A 15920-nucleotide genomic window follows, 5' to 3' on the forward strand; every position below is an offset into this window, starting at 1 on the left:
CTTCCCGGGCAATCGGTGCCGCCTGTCCATGTGGCACCTGAGGGGAAGAGGAAGGAGCCGGTGCAAACCCGGTTCCTTGGGAAGGACATGCTGGGAATAGGTGGAGATTCCAAGGCGCGCCATATCGTCGATGCCATCTCCCGCTCGCAGGTGCTGATCGAGTTTGACCTCAACGGCAACATCCTCGATGCGAACGACAACTTCTGCCAAACGTTGGGCTACAAGATCGCGGAAATCCGCGGCAAACATCACCGCATCTTCTGTGACCCGGCCTATGTGGCGTCGGAAGACTACCGGCAGTTCTGGGCCAACCTCGCCCGCGGCAAGTTCGACGCGCGGGAATACAAGCGGATCGCCAAGTCGGGAGACGAGATCTGGATCCAGGCCTCCTACAATCCGGTCTTTCGCGGCGAAAAACCCTACAAGGTCGTCAAGATCGCGACCGACATCACCGCGGCCAAGATGGCCGCGGCGGAAGATGCGAGCAAACTGGAGGCCATCAGCCGCTCCCAGGCGATGATCGAATTCACGCCGCAAGGCGAGATCCTCACCGCCAACGAGAACTTCTGCGCCGCGCTGGGTTACGACCTGAGCGAGATCCAGGGTCGCCACCACCGCATGTTCTGCGACCCAAGCTACGCCGCCTCCGCTGCTTATGCCGAGTTCTGGAAGAAGCTCGAAAGCGGCGAGTTCATCGCCGACGAGTTTGTGCGTTATGGCAAGGGCGGCAAGGAGATCTGGATCCAGGCTGCCTATAACCCGATCCGCGACATGAACGGCAAGGTCGTCAAGGTCGTGAAGTTCGCGACCGATGTCACGCCGCGCATGAGCGCCATCAGCAAGCTCGGCAGGAGCCTGCGGGACCTGGCGGAAGGCAAGCTCAACCAGTCGCTGGACGTGCCCTTCGTGCCGACCATGGAGGCGCTGCGCCACGACTTCAACACGGTCGCGGCCAAGCTGCGCGATGCGATGGAGGTTGTCGGCCGCAACGCATCCGGCATTGCCGCGGCATCGAGCGAAGTCCGCGACGCCTCGCAGGAACTGGCCAAACGCACCGAACAGCAGGCAGCCGCACTGGAAGAAGCGGCAGCGGCACTGGAAGAGATCACCAACACGGTTGGCGACTCAAGCCGCCGCGCCGAAGATGCCGGGCGGCTTGTCACGGAAACGAGGCAGCACGCCGAGCAATCCGGGCTCGTGGTGCGCGAGGCAATCGCTGCCATGGACCAGATCGCCCATTCCTCCCGCGAGATCACCGACATCATCGGCGTGATCGACGACATCGCTTTCCAGACAAACCTGCTTGCACTGAACGCCGGGGTCGAAGCGGCCCGGGCAGGCGAAGCAGGCAAGGGTTTTGCCGTGGTCGCGCAGGAGGTCCGCGAACTTGCGCAGCGGTCGGCAACGGCTGCGAAGGAGATCAAGACGCTGATCAACACCTCCTCGCACCAGGTTTCGACAGGTGTCGCGCTTGTCGGCAAGACCGGCACCTCGCTGCGGGAGATCGCCGTGCAGGTCGCCGGCATCGACGGCAATGTCGCCGCGATCGTCGAAGCGTCGCGCGAGCAGGCGGCAAGCCTTCGCGAGATCAGCCAGGTGGTCAATCACATGGATCAGGCGACCCAGCAGAACGCCGCCATGGTGGAAGAAACCACGGCGGCCAGCCATTCGCTGGCGACGGAGGCAGAGAGCCTGCGCAACCTGCTCTCGCAGTTCGACACCGGTCCCGCCGAGGCGAAACTACCCGTGCAGCACGCGCCGCCTCCTGCCCGTGAGGCGAATACCGGCGGCTTACGCGCCGTGCATGCGCAACTCCAGGCCAAGGTCGCTGGCTGGGAAAACTTCTGACGCACCTCGCACAATACAGAAGGCCCGCAGCACGGTTGGTGCTGCGGGCCTTTTCTGTTCAGGTTGACCTTCTTATCCGAAGATCACGAAGCTGCTGCGCAGCGTCACCCAGACACCCCACAGGAGCGGGATACCGACAACGGCCCAGGCGAGTGCTGCCTTGGCGTCAAAACCACCCTTGCCGATCCCGAAGGAGCCGGACGGCCCGGCATTGGCGGCAGCGGTCTTTGCCTGCAACGAGGCAACTTCCTCATCCGACATGAACCACTTGTCGGAAAGCGGGCGCACCAGCATGTTTGCCACGAGGCCCAGTGCCAGCATGCCGGCAAGGATATACATCGTGCCGGTATAGAGCGCCGGTCCCGGTGCCACGCCGGCTGCGATCTGCGCTTCGCGGATATAGTTGATGACCACCGGTCCAACGATACCGGCCGTCGCCCACGCCGTCAGCAGGCGGCCGTGGATAGCACCGACGAACTGCGTGCCGAAGATATCCGCAAGGTATGCCGGGATGGTCGAGAACCCACCGCCATACATGGACAGGATCACGCCGAAGGCCAGAACGAAGAGCGCCTTGCTGCCCATGTCGGCGAGCGTCGGAGCAGCAGCGTAAAGCACGATGCCGAGCAGCAGGAAGGTGTAGTAGGTGTTCTTGCGGCCGATCTTGTCGGACAACGAGGCCCAGAAGAACCGCCCGCCGATGTTGAACAGCGACAGGAGGCCGGTGAAGCCGGCTGCGATCGCGGCAATCTGCGTCTTCTGCCCTGCATCAAGCTGCGAGAAGGAAAGCTCCGGGAGCCCGATCAGGGAACCCGCAAAGATTTCCTGAAGCATCGGTGATGCCACGCCGAGAACGCCGATACCGGCGGACACGTTGAGGCAAAGCACCAGCCAGATCATCCAGAACTGCTGCGTCTTGTGCGCGTCGCGCAGGTGGACGTGGCGGGTGGTGATCATCGTCGACTTGGACACCGGCGGCGTCCAGCCCTCCGGGCGCCAGCCAGCCGGCGGGATGCGGTAGCCGAAGGCGCCGCCCATCATGAAGCAGAAATAGATGATCGCCATCGTGATGAAGGTCTGCCAGACGCCAATCGAGACATCCGTCTTGAAGTAGTTCATCAGCAGGTTGGCGAGTGGTGCGCCGATCATCGCGCCGCCGCCGAAGCCCATGATGGCCATGCCGGTCGCCATGCCGCGCCGGTCCGGGAACCACTTGATGAGCGTCGACACCGGCGAGATATAGCCGAGGCCAAGCCCGACGCCGCCGATCACGCCGGCACCAAGCCACATCAGCCAAAGCTGGTGGGTCATGACGCCAACGGCCGCGACCAGAATGCCGCCGCACCAGCAGCAGGCCGAAACGAAGCCCGCCTTGCGCGGCCCGACGCGTTCCAGCCAGCCGCCCCAGATGGCCGCGGAGCAACCGAGCAGCACGAAGAAGAGCGTATAGATCCAGCCAAGGTCGGCAACGCGCCAGTTGCAGGTCGTCGTGAAAAGCGCCGACAGGAGGTTGAGGCTTGCGCAGGAAGGATCGGCAGCACCGGGAATGGCGCGTGTCAGCGGCAACCAGAACACGCTGAAGCCATAGGCCATGCCGATGCAGAGGTGGATGGCAAGCGCCGCCGGCGGAACAAGCCAGCGGTTGAAGCCAGGTTTGGCGATGATTCGTTCTCTATCCAGAAGCCCGACGTCGCCGACGAGCGCTCCATTTGCTGCAACTGCCATCTAATATCCTCCCTCTGGATGATGACTGCGTCTCGCGCTCTCGCCCTCCCGGCGGGAGCAAAATCTCTCAACCGGTGCTTTCGGGGATGTTCGGCTCCGACAGCGATTCGCCCGCCGCCGGCCCCTTCCCGCCCGGGGCACCCTGTGCGGCATCCGCGCCGACGCCTACGCCCGATCCGACCTTCGCCTCCGGGCGCCGGATCATGGTCGACGCCTCGATCACCAGCGGCAGAAGCCCCTCTCCACCGCGCTCGAGATGTTCAAACAGGTGCCGGCGCATGCGCGGCTCCCAGAACTTGTTGATATGCGTGGCGACCCCTTCCGCCCGGATGTCTTCCGGCTGCGACAGGAAGAAAGTGGCGATCTGGTTTGCCATGCGGACGATCTTGTCCATCACCAGTTGGTGCGGGTCTTTTTCATGGGACATGGCTTCAAGCGACATGGGCAACCACTCCGGTGTCGATACGATCATCACGGGTAAAAACTTCGAAATCTTCGCCGCGGCAGAGCGCGACGAGGGTCATGCCCGCCTCCTCGGCGGTACGGATGGCGAGCGCGGTCGGCGCAGAGATGGCGATCAGCACGGCGCTTCCGAGGATTGCCGTCTTCTGCACCATCTCGACCGAGATGCGGCTGGTGACGACAACCACCCCGTCCGATCCTTGCACGCCCTGGCGCACCACGGCCCCGGCGAGCTTGTCGAGCGCATTGTGCCGACCGACATCCTCGCGGACCGCGATCATGCCCTTGCCCGGCACGAAGAACCCGGCGCCGTGCACGGCATGTGTTTCCGCATGCAACGGCTGTGCCCCGTTCAGTGCCTTCACCGCGTCGGTGATGTGCCTCGCAGACAAGGCCTGCTGGATGCCCGAGACATCCGGCACGGCGCGCATGGCCTGGTCGATCGACTCGATGCCGCAAAGCCCGCAACCAACAGGTCCGGCCATATGCCGGCGTCGGGCGCGGAGCGCATCTTCCTTGTCCTCGGCAAGCGTCACCTGCACGTCGAGGCCCCGCCCCTCGCCGACCACGGTGATCTCCTCGATCTCCGCCATCGACGAGATGATGCCTTCGGTGAGGCTGAAGCCGACCGCGAAGTCCTCGAGATCCGCCGGCGTGCCCATCATCACGGCCTGGGTCGAGCCGCCATAGGAAAAGGCGATCGGCACCTCCTCCGGCACCACCCGTGAGCCGGCGCGAACCACGCCGTTGCGGCGGGCAATCTCCCGGGCCGTGGCCGTGGTTGCGCGATCCGACACTATTCCGCTGCCTCCAGCTTGCCTGCGATCCGGCGGGACTGGCGCGACAACTCGCTATAGTCCTGCTGCCACTCCGTCGGACCGTTGGACGGCGACACCTGCACCGCCGTCACCTTGTATTCCGGGCAGTTGGTCGCCCAGTCGGAGAAGTCGGTGGTGATGACGTTTGCCTGCGTGTCCGGGTGGTGGAAGGTGGTGTAAACCACGCCCGGCGCCACGCGATCGGTAATGAGCGCGCGCAGCGTCGTATCGCCCGACCGGCTGGCAAGCTTGATCCAGTCGCCGTCCTTGATGCCGCGCTGTTCGGCATCATGCGGATGGATTTCCAGCCGGTCCTCCGAATGCCAGGCGACGTTTTCGGTACGCCGGGTTTGTGCGCCGACATTGTACTGGCTAAGGATGCGGCCGGTGGTGAGCAGCAGCGGGAAGCGCGGACCGGTGCGTTCGTCGGTCGCCACATATTCGGTGCGGATGAACTTGCCCTTGCCGCGGACGAACCCGTCCACGTGCATGATCGGCGAGCCTTCCGGATACTTCTCGTTGCAGGGCCACTGAACCGAGCCCATCTTTTCGAGGTAGTCGTAGGAGACGGACGCGAAGCTCGGCGTGGTCGCCGCAATCTCGTCCATGATCTGCGACGGATGCGTGTAGTTCCAGTTCAGCCCCATCGCCTGGGCCAGCTTCTGGGTCACTTCCCAGTCCGCATAACCGTTCTTCGGGCTCATCACCTTGCGGACGCGGTTGATGCGGCGCTCGGCATTGGTGAACGTGCCGTCCTTCTCCAGGAAGGTCGAACCCGGCAGGAAGACATGCGCGTAGTTCGCCGTCTCGTTGAGGAAGAGGTCGTGCACCACGACACATTCCATGGCGGCCAGGCCGGCGGACACGTGCTTGGTATCCGGGTCGGACTGCAGGATGTCCTCGCCCTGAATATAGATGCCCTTGAACGTACCTTCGACGGCGGCATCCAGCATGTTGGGAATGCGCAGGCCCGGCTCGTTGTTGAGCGTCACGCCCCAGATCTTCTCGAACACATCGCGCGTCGCATCGTCCGAGATATGCCGGTAGCCCGGCAGCTCGTGCGGGAACGAGCCCATGTCGCAGGAGCCCTGCACGTTGTTCTGGCCGCGCAGCGGATTCACGCCCACGCCCGGACGACCGATATTACCGGTCGCCATGGCAAGGTTGGCGATCGCCATGACGGTGGTCGAGCCCTGGCTGTGTTCGGTGACGCCGAGACCGTAATAGATCGCGCCATTGCCACCCGTCGCATAAAGGCGCGCCGCGCCGCGCACGAGTTCCGCGGGAACGCCGGTGAAGGCTTCGGTCGCTTCCGGGCTATGCTGCTCTTCCGCAACGAAAGCAGCCCAATCCTCGAATTCGGACCAGTCGCACCGCTCGCGGATGAACTGTTCGGCAAACAGGCCTTCGGTAACGATGACATGCGCCAGCGCGGTCAGCACTGCGACGTTGGTGCCGGGCTGCAGCGGCAGGTGATAGGACGCCTCGACATGCGGCGTCTTGACGAGGTCGATGCGGCGCGGATCGATGACGATCAGCTTGGCGCCCTGGCGCAGCCGCTTCTTCAGTCGCGAACCGAAGACTGGATGCCCGTCGGTCGGGTTGGCGCCGATGACGATCACCACATCCGTATGCTCGACTGAGTCGAAGTTCTGCGTGCCGGCCGAGGTGCCAAAGGCCTGGCCGAGGCCATAACCGGTCGGCGAGTGGCAGACGCGGGCGCAGGTATCGACGTTGTTGTTGCCAAAGCCGGCGCGGATCAGCTTCTGCACGAGGAAGGTTTCCTCGTTGGTGCAGCGCGAGGAGGTGATACCCCCGATCGAATCGCGACCATACTGGTACTGGATGCGGCGGAATTCCGACGCCACATGCGCGAACGCCTCTTCCCAGGTCACTTCCCGCCATGGATCGGAGATCTTCTCGCGGATCATCGGGTTGAGGATGCGGTCCTTGTGGGTCGCATAACCGTAAGCAAAACGCCCCTTGACGCACGAATGGCCGCGGTTCGCCTTGCCGTCCTTGTACGGCACCATGCGCACCAGCTCTTCGCCCCGCATCTCCGCCTTGAAGGAGCAGCCGACGCCACAATAGGCGCAGGTCGTCACCGCCGAATGCTCCGGCTGGCCGATGGCAATGACCGACTTCTCGGTCAGCGTCGCCGTCGGGCAGGCCTGCACGCAGGCGCCGCAGGATACACATTCGGAATCGAGAAAATGCTCGTGCATACCCGCCGATACGCGGCTTTCGAAACCGCGGCCTTCGATGGTCAGCGCGAATGTGCCCTGTACTTCCTCGCAGGCGCGGACGCAGCGCGAGCAGACGATGCATTTGGACGGATCATAGGTGAAGTATGGGTTCGACTCGTCCTTCGGCATCCACTTGGCGTTGATCTCGCCATTGTTGCGGGCGCGCACATGATTGTCGCCCTCATAACCGTAGCGGACGTCACGGAGGCCGACTGCGCCAGCCATGTCCTGCAATTCGCAGTCACCATTGGCAGCGCAGGTGAGACAGTCGAGCGGGTGGTCGGAGATATAGAGCTCCATCACGCCCTTGCGGATGTCTTTCAGCCGGCCCGTCTGCGTGTGTACGACCATGCCCGGCATGACCGGCGTGGTGCAGGATGCCGGCGTTCCCGCACGGCCTTCGATCTCCACGAGGCAGAGGCGGCAGGAACCAAAGGCATCCACCATGTCGGTGGCGCAGAGTTTCGGCACCTGGATGCCGGCCTCCATCGAGGCGCGCATGACCGACGTGCCTTCCGGCACGGTGATCTCGCGGCCGTCAATGGTAAGCGTGACCTGTGCTTCGGATCGCGAAGCGGGCGTGCCGTAGTCGATTTCGTGAACGAGGGACATGATGTTACTCCGCCGCTTCGATAAGGGGTGTCGGAGCGAAATCCTCCGGGAAATGGTTCATCGCGCTCATCACCGGATAAGGCGTGAAGCCGCCGAGCGCGCAGAGCGAGCCGAACTTCATCGTGTTGCAGAGGTCGGCCAGCAGCGCCTTGTTCTTCTCGGGCTCGATGCCCTGGGCGATCTTGTCGGCCGTCTCGACGCCGCGGGTCGAGCCGATGCGGCAGGGGGTGCACTTGCCGCAGCTTTCGATGGCACAGAATTCCATCGCAAACCGCGCCTGCTTCAGCATGTCGGCCGAGTCATCGAACACCGTGATGCCGGCGTGGCCAATCAGGCCATCCTTGGCCGCGAAAGCCTCGTAGTCGAACGGCGTGTCGAACAGGGCGGGCGGGAAATAGGCGCCAAGCGGTCCGCCCACCTGCACCGCCTTCACCGGTCGCCCGGTCGCAGTACCGCCCCCGATCCGGCCGACGATCTCGCCAAGCGTCAGGCCGAATGCCGTCTCGAACAGGCCGCCATGCTTCACATTGCCGGCGATCTGGATCGGGATCGTGCCGCGCGAACGGCCCATGCCGAAGTTTTTGTAGTAGTCCGCACCCTGGTCCATGATGACCGGCACGGAGGCAAGCGAGATGACGTTGTTGACCACCGTCGGCCGGCCGAGGAAGCCCTGCAGCGCCGGAAGCGGCGGCTTGGCGCGCACGATGCCGCGCTTGCCTTCCAGCGAGTTGAGAAGCGACGTTTCCTCGCCACAGACATAGGCGCCGGCGCCGGAGCGGATCTCGATATCGAAGGCATGCGCCGAACCCATGATCGACGGGCCCAGGATGCCCGCCTTGCGGGCGATCTCGACGGCTTGCGTCATCGTGGCGATGGCATGCGGATATTCCGAGCGCAGGTAGACGTAACCCTTGGTGGCGCCCGTCGCGATACCGGCAATCGCCATGCCTTCGATCAGCACGAAGGGGTCACCTTCCATGATCATCCGGTCGGCGAAGGTGGCGCTATCGCCCTCGTCGGCATTGCAGACGATGTATTTCTGCGGACCCGCCGCATCCATCACCGTCTTCCACTTGATGCCGGTCGGGAAGCCCGCACCGCCACGACCGCGAAGGCCGCTTTCGGTAACCTGCGCGACGATTTCGGCGCGCGGCATCGAAATGGCTTTCTCTAGCCCGACGAAGCCGCGATAGAGGCGATAATCGTCGAGCGACAGCGGATCGATGATGCCGCAACGGGCGAAGGTGAGGCGCGTCTGCTGACGAAGGAACTCGATCTCCTCCGTCAGCCCCAGACAGAGCGGGTGGTTACCGCCGTCCACCAGCCCAGCGTCGAAGAGCCCGGCCACATCGGCCGCCTTGACGGGACCGTAGGCGACGCGCCCACGTTCCGTTTCCACCTCGACCAGCGGCTCCAGCCAGAACATGCCGCGCGAGCCGTTGCGCACGATCACCGCATCAAGGCCACGCGCTTCGATTTCACCGGCAACAGCCTTGGCGACCTTCTCGGCGCCCAGCGCCAGCGCGGCGGCATCACGGGGGATGAAGATACGGACGGTCATCGACGCACCTCCGCCATCATTTCGGAAAGACAGTGCTCGTCAACACGGCCATAAACCTCGTCGTCCAGCATGGCGGCTGGCGCGCAGGCACACAGCCCGAGACAGAAGACCGGCTCCAGCGTCACCGCGCCGTCGAGCGTCGTCTGGTGGAAATCGATGCCGAGAAGCTGCTTGACGCGATCCGCGAGCTGATCGCTGCCCATCGACTGGCAAGCCTCGGCGCGACAGAGCTTCAGGACATGCCGGCCAGCAGGCTCATGCCGGAAATCGTGGTAGAAGGTGACGACGCCATGCACTTCCGCGCGCGACAGGTTGAGCTCGCTCGCAATGACCGGCTTCACCTCTTCGGGCACATAACCGAACTCGTCCTGGATAGCGTGGAGGATCGGCAGCATCGGCCCCTCCAGATGCTTCAGCTCCCGAATGATCTCGAGCGACCGCTCGGTGAACCCACCGGCGGAAATACGCATGTTCATGTCGTCCAACCTCCCGCCGACCGCCAATCTCCGGGAGAGATCTGGGGCCGGTTATTCCCGAAGCCTGAAGGGTCGCTTCGGCTACTTGTGAGGGAAATGGTGTCGTGGAGGGCTGCAACCGTCAATAAAGGAGAATGGTTACGCGATAGAAAAAAACTATCAAAGCATGGCGGCGGGCGTGAGGCTGCGCGCCTCATGTAGCAAGGCGGAGACCAGTGGCGTAAAGGGTTCGCGATGTGTCGCGACCAGACCGACGATGTGGCTTGCCTCCGGCTCGACGATCGGGATCGTCTTGATATGCTTGGCGAAACCGTATGATCTTGCGACATTGCGCGGCATGATGCTGGCCCAGCGGCCGGTGCCGATATGAGACAGCAGCACCACCATCGAGTTCGATTCGAGCATCGGCTTTACGACCACACCGGCTTCGCTGAGGTGCTGGTTGATGATCCGGCGGTTCTGCATGTCGGGTGTTAATAGGCAAAGCCTAACGTCGGCCATTTCCTTCCAGGTAACGCTCTCGCGGTCGGCGAGAGGCGCTCCTTCGGCGGTCACGAGATTGTAGCGCTCGGCATAAAGCGGCACGCTCGTCACCCGGCCCAAGGGCTCGTTGTCGAGATAGGTGATGCCGGCATCGATCTCGAAATTGTCGAGTTGCGACAGCACCTGAAGCGAGTTGCGCGACACGACGGAGAACGTCACGTCCGGGTGTTTTGCCTGGAACGGCTCCGTCAGCCGCGGGATCATGGCGAGTGCAGTCGGGATGGAGGCGAGACGGATATGCCCGGCAAGGCCCTTGCGGGCAGCGCGCATCTCCTCGCGCATGGTGCGGGCGTCGCCAACGATGCGCTTGGCCCATTCCAGCACCCGCTGGCCCTCCGGCGTCAGGCCCTGGTACCGGGAGCCGCGCACCACGAGCTGCACGCCAAGCTGGTCCTCGAGCTGCCGGATCGCCGCCGACAGAGACGGCTGCGAGATCCCGCATTCCTCGGCGGCACGCCCGAAATGCGCTTCGCGCGCCAGGGCGATGAAAAATTCGAGCTTGTCGATCATGAGCCGCGCCTCCCCTCTCCACGGCTAACCTGCCGGAGAGCGGACGGCAACCCCGTTGCGCGAGAAGCGGAAACGACAAAGGGCGGCACGAAGGCCGCCCTTTGTTCTCTTTCGTCTGCCTGAACGATCAGGCCGGAATGATCGCGCCGTTGAGGTGAGTCAGTTCCGCCAGGAACTGCTCCAGCTTGGTCTTGTGCTCGTCGTCGCGTGCATTGGTCAGCTCGGCCTGGGTGGCCTCGATCCGCTTCTGCAGCGTATCGCGCGTCAGCTCGGTGGCCGGCACGGCCGATTCAGCGAGCAGCGTGCAGCTGGTCGGCAGGATGTCTGCAAACCCGCCGAACACGACGTATTTGTTCACCTGGCCGGAAGCGAGCTTCACGGAAACCACGCCTGGCTTGATGGTGGTCATGGTCGGCGCATGGTTGGCAAGCACCGTCATCTCGCCGAGCGTGGCGGGAATGACCACTTCGGATACCTTTTCCGAAACAAGCAGCCGCTCGGGCGAAACCAGTTCGAAGTTGAAAGCGTCGGCCATGAAGGTCCACTTCCTCGATTGACCCACGTTCCTATGAAGGCTCACGCGGGCTTAGCTGTTGTATGCGGACTGGCGCGCCGGACACATCCCGCGCGCCGTTTTGCTCTGGATTAAGCGGCTTCAGCCAGCTTCTTTGCCTTTTCCATGGCTTCTTCGATCGAACCGACCATGTAGAAGGCAGCTTCCGGAAGGTGGTCGTACTCGCCGTTGACGAGGCCCTTGAAGCCCTTGATCGTGTCTTCGAGAGCAACCAGCTTGCCCGGCGAACCGGTGAAGACTTCGGCCACGAAGAACGGCTGCGACAGGAAGCGCTCGATCTTGCGGGCGCGGGCAACGGTCATCTTGTCCTCTTCGGACAGTTCGTCCATGCCAAGGATCGCGATGATGTCCTGCAGCGACTTGTAGCGCTGCAGCGTCGTCTGGACTTTGCGAGCCACTTCGTAGTGTTCTTCGCCGACGATGATCGGGTCGAGCATGCGCGAGGTGGAGTCGAGCGGGTCAACGGCTGGGTAGATGCCCTTCTCGGCGATCGAACGCGACAGAACCGTCGTTGCGTCCAGGTGGGCGAACGAGGTTGCCGGTGCCGGGTCGGTCAAGTCGTCGGCCGGAACGTAGATGGCCTGAACCGAGGTGATCGAGCCCTTCGTCGTCGTGGTGATGCGTTCCTGCATCTGGCCCATGTCGGTGGCGAGGGTCGGCTGGTAGCCCACGGCCGAAGGAATACGGCCGAGCAGAGCCGACACTTCGGAGCCTGCCTGGGTGAAGCGGAAGATGTTGTCCACGAAGAACAGAACGTCCTGGCCCTTGTCGCGGAAGTCTTCAGCGATCGTCAGACCGGTCAGTGCAACGCGTGCACGTGCGCCCGGCGGTTCGTTCATCTGGCCGTAGACGAGGGCAGCCTTGGAGCCTTCGCCACCGCCGTGCTTGTTCACGCCGGACTCGATCATTTCGTGGTAAAGGTCGTTGCCTTCACGGGTACGCTCACCAACGCCGGCGAACACGGAGTAACCACCGTGCGCCTTGGCGACGTTGTTGATGAGTTCCATGATGAGAACGGTCTTGCCGACGCCTGCGCCGCCGAAGAGGCCGATCTTGCCGCCCTTTGCGTAAGGAGCGAGAAGGTCGACAACCTTGATGCCGGTGACCAGAATCTGGCCCTCGGTGGACTGTTCGACGTAAGCCGGAGCGTCCTGGTGGATGGCGCGGAGCGTCGTGCGATCCAGCGGACCTGCTTCGTCAACCGGCTCGCCGATGACGTTCATGATGCGGCCGAGCGTCTGGTCGCCAACCGGAACCGAGATCGGAGCGCCCGTGTCGCGAACCTGCTGGCCGCGGACGAGACCTTCCGTCGAGTCCATAGCGATGGTGCGGACGGAGTTTTCACCGAGGTGCTGCGCGACTTCGAGAACGAGCCGGTTGCCGTTGTTGTCGGTTTCCAGTGCGTTCAGGATCGGCGGCAGTTCGCCGTCGAAAGCTACGTCGACGACGGCGCCGATAACCTGCGTCACCTTACCGAGGGAGGTGCCCGTTGCGATAGCCATGATACTTACCCTCTTTCTTCCTCAGAGCGCTTCCGCGCCCGAAATGATTTCGATGAGTTCCTTCGTGATCTGCGCCTGACGCTGGCGGTTGTAGGAGAGCGTCAGCTTGTTGATCATGTCGCCGGCATTGCGCGTTGCGTTATCCATTGCGGACATCTGCGCGCCGTAGAAGGAAGCGTTGTTTTCGAGCAGTGCACGGAAGATCTGCATCGCGACGTTGCGCGGCAGGAGCTCTTCCAGAATTTCCTGTTCGCTCGGCTCGTATTCGTAGAGCGCGGAAGCTGCGGTCGATGCAGTTTCAGCCGTTTCGAACTTGGCCGGAATGATCTGCTGCGCGGTCGCAACCTGCGAGATCACCGACTGGAAGCGCGCGAAGAACAGCGTCGCAACGTCGAACTCGCCGGCGTTGAACATCTGCAGCACCTTCTGCGCCACTTCGTCAGCCTGGACGAAACCGAGCTGCTTGACTTCGCGGAAGGTAATGTAGTGGACGATGTTGTCCTTGAAGCTGCGGCGCAGCACGTCGTTGCCCTTGCGGCCGACAGTGAGGATCTTCACCGTCTTGCCTTCTGCAAGCAGCTTCTGTGCATGGTCGCGCGCCAGGCGGATGATGGAGGAGTTGAAGCCACCAGCCAATCCGCGCTCGCCGGTCGCAACGACCAGGAGATGGACCTGATCCTTGCCCGTGCCCGAAAGCAGCAGCGGCGCTTCGGCATTGCCGGCATTGGCAGCCGAAAGGCTGGCCAATACCTTGTTCATCCGCTCCGCGTAAGGACGGGCAGCCTCGGCCGCCTCCTGCGCACGGCGCAGCTTCGCCGCGGCGACCATTTTCATCGCCTTGGTGATTTTCTGCGTCGCCTTGACGGAGGCGATCCGGTTTTTCAGATCCTTAAGTGAAGGCATCCGTTATCGGTCCTCGAGCTAGTAGATCCGGTCTTAGGCGAAGGTCTTGGCGTAGCTGTCGAGAGCTGCCTTGAGCTTTGCCTTCGTGTCGTCGGACACCTGCTTTTCGGTGCGGATCGTTTCCAGCACAGCCTTGCCTTCCGAACGGAGGTAGGACAGCAGGCCCTGCTCGAACTTGCCGACCTGGTTGACCGGAAGCTTGTCGAGGTAGCCGTTGACGCCGGCGAAGATCACCGCAACCTGCTCTTCCGTCTTCAGCGGCGAGAACTGCGGCTGCTTCAGGAGTTCGGTCAGGCGCGCACCGCGGTTGAGCAGGCGCTGGGTGGAGGCGTCGAGGTCGGAACCGAACTGCGCGAAGGCAGCCATTTCACGATACTGGGCAAGCTCGCCCTTGATCGAGCCGGCAACCTGCTTCATCGCCTTGATCTGCGCGGCAGAACCAACGCGGGAAACCGACAGGCCGACGTTAACGGCCGGACGGATGCCCTGGTAGAACAGGTCGGTTTCAAGGAAGATCTGGCCGTCGGTGATCGAGATCACGTTGGTCGGAATGAACGCCGAAACGTCGTTACCCTGGGTTTCGATAACCGGCAGAGCCGTCAGCGAACCAGCGCCACGCTCGTCGGAGAGCTTTGCAGCACGCTCGAGAAGGCGCGAGTGCAGGTAGAAAACGTCGCCCGGATAAGCTTCGCGGCCCGGCGGGCGGCGCAGCAGGAGCGACATCTGGCGGTAGGCGACAGCCTGCTTCGACAGGTCGTCATAAGCGATAAGGGCGTGCTGGCCGTTGTCGCGGAAGTATTCGCCCATTGCGCAACCTGCGAACGGAGCGAGGTACTGCATTGGAGCCGGGTCGGATGCGGTTGCAGCAACAACGATCGAGTACTGCAGCGCGCCGCGCTCTTCGAGCACCTTCACGAACTGGGCAACGGTCGAACGCTTCTGGCCGATAGCGACGTAGACGCAGAACAGCTTGTCGTTGTCGGGGCCGTTGTCGTGGATCGACTTCTGGTTCAGGAACGCGTCGAGAATGATGGCGGTCTTGCCGGTCTGGCGGTCGCCGATGACGAGCTCGCGCTGGCCACGACCAACCGGGATGAGGGCGTCGATGGCCTTGAGGCCGGTTGACATCGGCTCATGAACCGACTTGCGCGGGATGATGCCCGGAGCCTTGACGTCAACGCGCGAACGGCGCGTTGCATTGATCGGGCCCTTGCCGTCGATCGGGTTGCCTAGCGCGTCAACGACGCGGCCGAGCAGTTCCGGACCAACCGGCACGTCCACGATGGCGCCGGTCCGCTTGACGGTGTCGCCTTCCTTGATCTCGCGGTCGGAGCCGAAGATAACCACGCCGACGTTGTCGGCTTCGAGGTTCAGCGCCATGCCGCGCACGCCGCCCGGGAACTCGACCATCTCACCAGCCTGGACATTGTCCAGGCCGTAGACGCGAGCGATACCGTCGCCGACGGAGAGAACCTGGCCGACTTCAGAAACTTCGGCTTCCTGGCCGAAGTTCTTGATCTGGTCCTTGAGAATTGCGGAAATTTCCGCTGCACGGATATCCATCAGCCGACCTCTTTCAATGCAAGCTTAAGAGTGGAAAGTTTGGTGCGAAGGGACGTATCGATCTGACGTGAGCCAACCTTGACGATGAGACCGCCGAGGATCGACGGATCGATCGAAACGGCGATGGCCACGTCCTTGCCGGTCACGCCCTTCAGCGCCGACTTGAGTTCAGATTCCTGCTCCGCAGACAGAGCATGCGCCGAGGTGACCTCGGCCGTAACCTGGCCGCGATGCTGCGCAGCGATCTCGCGATAGGCGCGGATCATGCCGGGAACAGCAAACAGCCGGCGATTGCCGGCAACGACCTTCAGAAAATTGCCAACGAGACCGGTGATGCCGGCGCGATCTGCAACGGCCGAAACAGCCTGCCGCTGCTCGTCTGCCGAAAAGACCGGGCTTGCGACCAGACGTCGCAGGTCTTCACTCTCATCCAGCAGCGCCTGGAACCGATCAAGATCGGCACCAACCTGATCGATCGAGCCGGACTCAAGGGCCAGTTCGAACAGCGAGGAAGCATACCGCTCCGCTACACCGGAAATAAGCTGGGACGTGTCAGCCACGGGCACATTTTCCCTGA

The 15920-nt window shown here is 63.0% G+C and carries 13 protein-coding genes; 1 reads left to right on the forward strand and 12 read right to left on the reverse strand.

Features of this window, described 5'->3' with window-relative positions; all coding sequences use genetic code 11:
* The first annotated feature begins 87 nt into the window (after positions 1-87).
* Positions 88-1848 carry a methyl-accepting chemotaxis protein gene (locus M0654_RS14845; RefSeq protein WP_248683907.1) on the forward strand — a complete coding sequence of 587 codons (1761 nt, stop codon included), beginning with the start codon at positions 88-90 and terminating at the stop codon, positions 1846-1848.
* Between the two features lie 72 nt (positions 1849-1920).
* On the opposite strand, the gene M0654_RS14850 is transcribed toward M0654_RS14845, so the two are convergent.
* The 12 genes from M0654_RS14850 to M0654_RS14905 form a co-directional block, all read right to left on the reverse strand.
* The gene (locus M0654_RS14850; RefSeq protein ID WP_248683786.1) at positions 1921-3573 is read right to left on the reverse strand and encodes an OFA family MFS transporter; all 1653 of its coding nucleotides are present in this window, start codon (positions 3571-3573) and stop codon (positions 1921-1923) included.
* A gap of 67 nt (positions 3574-3640) precedes the next feature.
* Positions 3641-4015, reverse strand: a complete 375-nt coding sequence (locus M0654_RS14855; protein ID WP_248683787.1) for a formate dehydrogenase subunit delta — start codon at positions 4013-4015, stop codon at positions 3641-3643.
* Positions 4005-4832 (reverse strand): formate dehydrogenase accessory sulfurtransferase FdhD, encoded by an 828-nt coding sequence (gene fdhD, locus M0654_RS14860; RefSeq protein WP_248683788.1) that lies wholly within the window; start codon positions 4830-4832, stop codon positions 4005-4007. The genes M0654_RS14855 and fdhD overlap by 11 nt, the downstream gene beginning before the upstream one ends.
* The gene (fdhF, locus tag M0654_RS14865) at positions 4832-7711 is read right to left on the reverse strand and encodes a formate dehydrogenase subunit alpha (protein WP_248683789.1); all 2880 of its coding nucleotides are present in this window, start codon (positions 7709-7711) and stop codon (positions 4832-4834) included. The genes fdhD and fdhF overlap by 1 nt, the downstream gene beginning before the upstream one ends.
* Before the next feature lie 4 nt (positions 7712-7715).
* Positions 7716-9272: a formate dehydrogenase beta subunit gene (locus tag M0654_RS14870; RefSeq protein WP_248683790.1), complete on the reverse strand. Its 1557-nt coding sequence runs from the start codon at positions 9270-9272 to the stop codon at positions 7716-7718.
* Entirely contained in the window at positions 9269-9748 is a 480-nt protein-coding gene (locus tag M0654_RS14875; protein ID WP_248683791.1) for a formate dehydrogenase subunit gamma, read from the reverse strand. Before M0654_RS14875 ends, M0654_RS14870 begins: the two co-directional genes overlap by 4 nt.
* 159 nt (positions 9749-9907) lie before the next feature.
* Entirely contained in the window at positions 9908-10801 is an 894-nt protein-coding gene (locus M0654_RS14880; RefSeq protein ID WP_118850855.1) for a LysR family transcriptional regulator, read from the reverse strand.
* A 127-nt stretch (positions 10802-10928) separates the two neighbouring features.
* A complete protein-coding gene (locus M0654_RS14885; protein ID WP_118850856.1) occupies positions 10929-11336 on the reverse strand; it encodes a F0F1 ATP synthase subunit epsilon in 408 nt (135 codons plus the stop codon).
* A 110-nt stretch (positions 11337-11446) separates the two neighbouring features.
* Positions 11447-12877 carry a F0F1 ATP synthase subunit beta gene (atpD, locus tag M0654_RS14890; RefSeq protein WP_118850857.1) on the reverse strand — a complete coding sequence of 477 codons (1431 nt, stop codon included), beginning with the start codon at positions 12875-12877 and terminating at the stop codon, positions 11447-11449.
* Between the two features lie 21 nt (positions 12878-12898).
* Entirely contained in the window at positions 12899-13780 is an 882-nt protein-coding gene (locus M0654_RS14895) for a F0F1 ATP synthase subunit gamma (protein ID WP_248683792.1), read from the reverse strand.
* A gap of 33 nt (positions 13781-13813) precedes the next feature.
* A complete protein-coding gene (atpA, locus tag M0654_RS14900) occupies positions 13814-15343 on the reverse strand; it encodes a F0F1 ATP synthase subunit alpha (RefSeq protein ID WP_118850859.1) in 1530 nt (509 codons plus the stop codon).
* Positions 15343-15909: a F0F1 ATP synthase subunit delta gene (locus tag M0654_RS14905; protein WP_248683793.1), complete on the reverse strand. Its 567-nt coding sequence runs from the start codon at positions 15907-15909 to the stop codon at positions 15343-15345. Before M0654_RS14905 ends, atpA begins: the two co-directional genes overlap by 1 nt.
* Between the last annotated feature and the right edge of the window lie 11 nt (positions 15910-15920).

The sequence above is a fragment of the Neorhizobium turbinariae genome, from assembly GCF_023223505.1.
Classification (GTDB): domain Bacteria; phylum Pseudomonadota; class Alphaproteobacteria; order Rhizobiales; family Rhizobiaceae; genus Neorhizobium; species Neorhizobium turbinariae.